Genomic DNA, 6,233 nt, shown 5'->3' with positions numbered 1-6,233 from the left:
GCCCAAGATCGCGGGCATCGAGGGCCGCTTCGAGCGCTTCACGGCCGAGCATCGCGATCAGCAGGGCGTCGTCTTCCTCGGGCGCGCGCTGAGCTATGTCCGCGACCAGCTCGGTCTTTCAGCCTCGGATTTCCTGCATGAGATGGTCGAAGGCATCCTGGGCAGCAATTACCCCGTGCCGCCGCGGATGCTGAAGGTCAGCGAGGACATCGTCCGGCAATACATCGTCAAGGAGATGATCGGCGGCTTCCTGCCGGCGGCGAGCATCGATCTCTTTGCCGTCGAAGGCGGAACCGCCGCGATGACCTATATCTTCAACACGCTGAAGCAGAACGGCCTGCTCAAGCGCGGCGACAAGGTCGCCATCGGCCTGCCCGTGTTCACACCCTATATCGAGATCCCGGAACTCGACGAATACGGGCTGGAAGAAGTCGCGATCAACGCCGACCCCAAGCAGGACTGGCAATACCCGGACAAGGAGCTCGAGAAGCTCAAGGACCCGGCGATCAAGGTGTTCTTCTGCGTCAACCCGAGCAACCCGCCTTCCGTCAAGATGGACGACCGCAGCCTGGATACGGTCGCGCGCATTGTTCGGGATCACCGGCCCGACCTCACCATCCTCACCGACGATGTCTATGGGACCTTCGCCGATAATTTCCGCTCGCTCTTTGCGATCTGCCCGCAGAACACCATGCTGGTCTACTCGTTCTCGAAATATTTCGGTGCGACCGGCTGGCGGCTCGGCGTGATCGCGACGCACAAACAGAACATCTTCGACGATCAGCTCGCAGCCTTGCCAGAGTCCACCAAGGTCGTGCTCGACAAGCGCTACGGCTCGCTGCTTCCCGATGTGCGTTCGTTCAAGTTCATCGATCGGCTCGTCGCCGACAGCCGCACCGTTGCACTCAACCACACGGCCGGCCTGTCGACGCCGCAGCAGGTGCAGATGGTGCTGTTCTCGCTCTTCGCGCTGATGGACGAGGGCGATAACTACAAGACCGAACTCAAGACGCTGATCAGGCGGCGCGAAGCGGCGCTCTACCGCGAGCTCGGGCTTCCGCCTGAAACCGGGCCGAATGCCGTCGACTACTACACCTTGCTCGATCTCGAAGACATCGCGCGCAAGCTGCACGGCCCCGAATTCGCGGCCTGGGTGAAGGATCGCGCGAGCGCCGGCGACCTTCTCTTCCGCATCGCCGACGAGACCGGCATCGTGCTCCTGCCCGGTCGCGGTTTCGGCACGCAGCAACCGGCAGGTCGCGTCTCGCTCGCCAATCTGAACGAGTTCGAATACGCCCGGATCGGCCACGCCTTGCTTGGCATGGCCGACGAATTCTATGCGGAGTTCAAGAAGAAGGGCGGGAAACCAGCCAAGGCCAAGGATTCAGCCGCGAAGAAGCCAGGCAAGAAGAAGAAATCCTGAACCCGATCGCACGCTAAATCATCGGACCGGATATCGTATCCGGTCCGATGATCTAACCTTCTGCGTTTGCATAGGCTTTCCCGAAAACCGCAATCCACTTTTCGGGCCGATGCTTTAGGCCATCGGCCGCATCATCCCTCACCGCAACGTTCGGTTTTGGATGATGCGGCCGGATGGGTCCGGATAGATTCCGTGATGTTTTCCTGTTCGGGAACGCCGATCGGAGACGGGGCCTCACGGCGAACCGCAGCGCCAGCCGAGTCAGCGATCAAGGGCCGATCACGGTTCCCCGGGCCCGGCCACCGGAGACGCGGCAGGAGCAGCCCGTGCCGACCAATCCCGCGTCGATCAGCGCGCAGGTCCTGACCGGCGTCGCGCAATAGCCGCCGACATCGCTCGAGACGGGCGTGGAATAGGCAGGGTAGCTATAGGAGTAAGCATAAGGAGACTCGTAGGGATACGAATAGTCGTATCCGTAATACGGGTAGGCAGCCGAGGCCGCGATCGCCGTGCCGGCAACGAGACCGGCCGCGCCCCAGCCATAGCCGTAACGGGAGTAACCCCAGCCGCGACGCCAGCCCCAGTAGTTTCCTGCCCGCATATAGGGTCGGTTCCAGCCGCCTCTCCAGCCGACGCCGCGATATCCGTACMCTCCAGGCCGGAACCCGACGCCCCGCCCGTACCAACCGCCGGCGCGCATGCCACCATGCCAGCCGCCGCCATGGAAGCCCCCTCCGCCGTATCGTCCCTGGGCGGATGCATCGTCGACAGCGACAGTGACAAGGGGAAGGACTGAAGCCGCAAGAAGTAGGATGTGGCGCATGGCACGCTCCCGCGACGGAACACACCACAATCATAGCGCGAAGGAGGTGGCCGGGGATCCCTCGGACGGCACACGTTTCAGCGATTGCACGAATACGCGGCGAGCAGGCTGAATGAAGAATGGCCGGGACGAGCCCGGCCATCATCAAAGGCGTTCCTTCGGAACCTCCTTCGGAATTATCCCGTCACCGCACCCTCGCTGGCGGAGCGTGCGAGCGCCGAATATTTTGCCAGCACGCCGCGCTTGTAGCGGGGCTCCGGCTGCGTCCAGGCAGACCGCCGGCGTTCGATCTCGGCCGCGTCGACATCGAGCTGCAGGAGCAGCTTGTGAGCGTCGATCGTGATCTGGTCGCCTTCGTGGACGAGCGCGATCGTGCCGCCCTCGAACGCCTCGGGCGTGACGTGGCCCACGACCATGCCCCAGGTGCCGCCGGAGAAGCGGCCATCCGTGATCAGGCCGACGCTGTCGCCGAGGCCACGGCCGATGATCGCCGAGGTCGGAGCCAGCATCTCAGGCATGCCCGGCCCGCCCTTCGGCCCGAGATAGCGCAGGACCACAACGTCGCCGGGGCGGATCTTGTCGGAAAGGATCGCCTCCATCGCCGATTGTTCGTCCTCGAACACCCGAGCAGGACCGCTGATGACGGGGCTCTTCAGACCCGAGATCTTGGCAACCGCTCCGCCCTCCGCGAGATTGCCCCTGAGGATGGCGAGGTGGCCTTCCTTGTAGAGCGCCCCGCTGATCGGGCGGATCACCTCCTGCGAGGCCCGCGGCACATCCGGCACATCGGCCAGCTCTTCCGCCATGGTGCGCCCGGTGATGGTCAGGCAATCGCCATGCAGGAGCCCGGCGGTGAGCAGGAYTTTCAGCACCTGCGGGACACCGCCGGCCTGATGCAGATCGACAGCCATGTATTTGCCGGAGGGCTTGAGGTCGCAGATCACCGGAACCTTGCGGCGAACGCGCTCGAAATCGTCCAGCGTCCACTCCACCTCGGCGGCGTGGGCGATCGCCAGATAATGCAGCACGGCATTGGTCGAACCGCCGGTCGCCATGATCAGCGCGACCGCGTTCTCGATCGACTTGCGGGTGACGATATCGCGCGGCTTGATGCCCTTCTTCACCGCCTCGACCAGAACGCGGGCCGATTCAGCGGTGCTGTCGACCTTCTCCTGATCGGGATTGGCCATGTTGGAGGAGTAGAGCAGCGACATGCCGAGCGCTTCGAACGAAGAGCTCATCGTGTTTGCGGTATACATTCCGCCGCAGGAACCGGTCGTCGGGCAGGCGTTGCGCTCGATCCCGTCAAAGTCCTCCTGGCTCATCTTGCCGGCCATGAAGGCACCGACCGCCTCGAAGGCCGAGACGATCGACAGATYCTCACCCTTCCATTTTCCCGGCTTGATGGTGCCGCCATAGACATAGATCGCCGGCGCATTGGCACGCAGAATGCCGATCATGCCGCCCGGCATGTTCTTGTCGCAGCCGCCGAGGACGAGCACGCCGTCCATCCACTGGCCCTGCACCGAGGTTTCGACGCAATCGGCAATGACCTCGCGGGAGACCAGGGAGTATTTCATGCCCTCGGTGCCCATCGACATTCCGTCCGAGATCGTCGGCGTGCCGAAGACCTGCGGATTGCCGCCGGCTGCCTTGATCGCTGCGATCGCGGCGTCCGCCAGCGGCTGCAGGCCGGCATTGCACGGCGTGATCGTCGAATGCCCGTTGGCGATGCCGATCATCGGCTTGTCGAAATCGGCCTTCTCGTAACCCAGCGCGTAATACATCGCGCGGTTCGGCGAGCGGGCGATGCCCTGGGTGATATTCTTGGAACGTTCGTTGAAGGGCATGGGCGTGTGCTCCCGGTCGGCGGCAGTCAGAGGTGACGAGGCAGTTTTAGAGCCACTCCAATCTAATGAGAAATATACTTTTCTATCGCCATTAGGTCGCAGGGCATATTAGAGGATCCMATGGACCTCCGTCAGCTCCGCCATTTCCTCTCCGTCGCAGAAGAGCTGCATTTCGGCCGGGCTGCCGAGCGCCTGGGCATGACGCAACCGCCCCTGAGCCAGTCGATCCAGGCCCTGGAGAGTGAATTGGGCGTGCAACTCTTCGTGCGGACGAAGCGCAGCGTCGCCCTGACGCCCGTCGGCCAGGAATGGCTTGCTCACGCACGTGCCGTTCTCGACAAGGCCGCGGGGTTGCCGGAAACGGCCCGCCGCCTCTCGCGCGGCGAACTCGGCAGCCTGCGCCTCGCTTTCGTCAGCACGGCCGATTACAGCGTGCTTCCCGGGATGGTCAGCCGGTTCCGGCAGAGTTTTCCTCATGTCGCGGTCTCGCTGCGCGAGGCAACCAGCGACATCCAGATCGAGGCGGTGCTGACCGACGAGATCGACGTCGGCATGATCATCGCCCCCGACCGCAAGGCCCTGCAGGCCACGCTCAATTATCGCCCGCTCCTGCGTGAGCCCTTGGTCGCCGCTGTTCCCGAGGCCTGGATCGCGGCCCGCCGCCCGGGTTTCACCGCCGAGACCTTGCGCGCCGAGGCGATCATGGCCGCGCCGCTCATCCTGTTTCCGCGCCATATCGCGCCTGCATTCCACGACATCGTGTCGGGCTACTTCGCCGAGCATGGCGCGCCCCTTGCCGTCCATCAGGAGGCGATCCAGATGCAGACGATCATCGGGCTCGTCGCCGCCGGCATGGGAATCGCGCTGGTGCCGCAATCCATGACCAACCTGCGCCGGCGCGGGGCGCATTACCTGCCTCTGCAGGATTCCGCTCCGGAGATCGAAACCGGCCTGGTCTGGCGCGCGGCCAACACCTCGCCGACGCTGCAGCGCTTCCTCGAGATCGCGTCCTAAGGCATTGGCCTGAAAAGTGGATTGCGGTTTTCGGGAAAGCCGATGCAGCCACAGAAGGCTGGATCATCGGGCCGGATACGATACCCGGCCCGATGGTCCAGGCGCCGTTCCTGCAAGGATGAGCCTGCTCCCGCGGCACGGCCAGGCTGCCCCCGAACAGCAACGGCCGGGACATGCCCGGCCGTCGTTCGAAATCCTGTCCTGGCGGGGCGCTCGGCCTCGCCGTCTCAATCGAGCTTGAACTTGCCGAATTCGCGGTGCTCGCCATAGATGCGGCGGACGGTGCCGGTGATCGAGCGGTAGACGATGGTCTCGGTCTCAATCACGTCCTTGCCGAACTTCACGCCTGACAGCATGCCGCCGTCGGTGACGCCGGTGGCAGACACGATGACGTCGCCCGAGGCCATTTCCGACATGTCATATTTCTTGTTCGGATCGAGGACGCCCATGCCATGGGCGCGCTTGCGCTTCTCCTCGGTGTCGAGGATCAGGCGGCCCTGCATCTGGCCGCCGACGCAGCGCAGCGCAGCCGCCGCCAGCACGCCCTCGGGCGCGCCGCCAATGCCCATATAGATGTCGATGCCGGTCTTGGCAGGCTCGGTGCAGAAGATCACGCCGGCGACGTCGCCATCGGTGATCAGGCGGATAGACGCACCGGTCTTGCGGATCTCCTCGATCAGCTTGGCATGGCGCGGACGGTCCATGACCAGTGCGCTGATCTCATGCGGCTTCACGCCCTTGGCCTTGGCGAGCGCATGGATGTTGTCGGTCGGCGACGCGTCGAGATCGATGACGCCCTGCGCATAGCCGGGGCCGATCGCGATCTTGTCCATGTAGACGTCGGGCGCATAGAGCAGCTTGCCGGCTTCAGCCATGGCCATGACGGCGATGGCGCCGGGCATGTCCTTGGCGCAAAGCGTCGTGCCTTCGAGCGGATCGACGGCGATGTGGACCTTGGGCCCGTGCCGGTTGCCGACCTTCTCGCCGATGAAGAGCATCGGGGCTTCGTCGCGCTCGCCCTCGCCGATGACGATCTCGCCATCGATGGGCAGGCGGTTGAGCTCGCGGCGCATGGCATCGACCGCTGCCTGGTCGGCTGCCTTCTCATTGCCATGGCCGCGCA

Annotated in this window: 5 protein-coding genes; 2 read left to right on the top strand and 3 right to left on the bottom strand. The window is 64.2% G+C overall.

Annotated features, from left to right (window positions below; genetic code table 11):
• Nucleotides 1-1,423: bifunctional aspartate transaminase/aspartate 4-decarboxylase (locus tag AC1DJT_RS33335; RefSeq protein ID WP_476835752.1), on the top strand; the 1,423-nt coding region annotated here is incomplete at its 5' end.
• 268 nt (nt 1,424-1,691) lie between these two features.
• Here the strand turns inward: AC1DJT_RS33335 and AC1DJT_RS33330 are convergent.
• Both AC1DJT_RS33330 and ilvD read right to left on the bottom strand, forming a co-directional pair.
• A complete protein-coding gene (locus tag AC1DJT_RS33330; RefSeq protein ID WP_476835751.1) occupies nt 1,692-2,246 on the bottom strand; it encodes a hypothetical protein in 555 nt (184 codons plus the stop codon).
• A gap of 176 nt (nt 2,247-2,422) precedes the next feature.
• Complete coding sequence (gene ilvD / locus AC1DJT_RS33325; RefSeq protein ID WP_476835750.1) at nt 2,423-4,096, bottom strand: dihydroxy-acid dehydratase; 1,674 nt, start codon at nt 4,094-4,096, stop codon at nt 2,423-2,425.
• Between the two features lie 120 nt (nt 4,097-4,216).
• On the opposite strand from ilvD, the gene AC1DJT_RS33320 reads away from it, so the two are divergent.
• A complete protein-coding gene (locus tag AC1DJT_RS33320; RefSeq protein ID WP_476835749.1) occupies nt 4,217-5,110 on the top strand; it encodes a LysR family transcriptional regulator in 894 nt (297 codons plus the stop codon).
• Nucleotides 5,111-5,337: 227 nt separating this feature from the next.
• On the opposite strand, the gene glpX is transcribed toward AC1DJT_RS33320, so the two are convergent.
• On the bottom strand, nt 5,338-6,233 hold an 896-nt coding region (gene glpX / locus AC1DJT_RS33315), incomplete at its 5' end, for a class II fructose-bisphosphatase (protein ID WP_476835748.1).

The sequence above is a fragment of the Allobosea sp. 05T422_2 genome (genome assembly GCF_056396265.1).
This window is presented reverse-complemented; position numbering and strand designations above follow the sequence as displayed.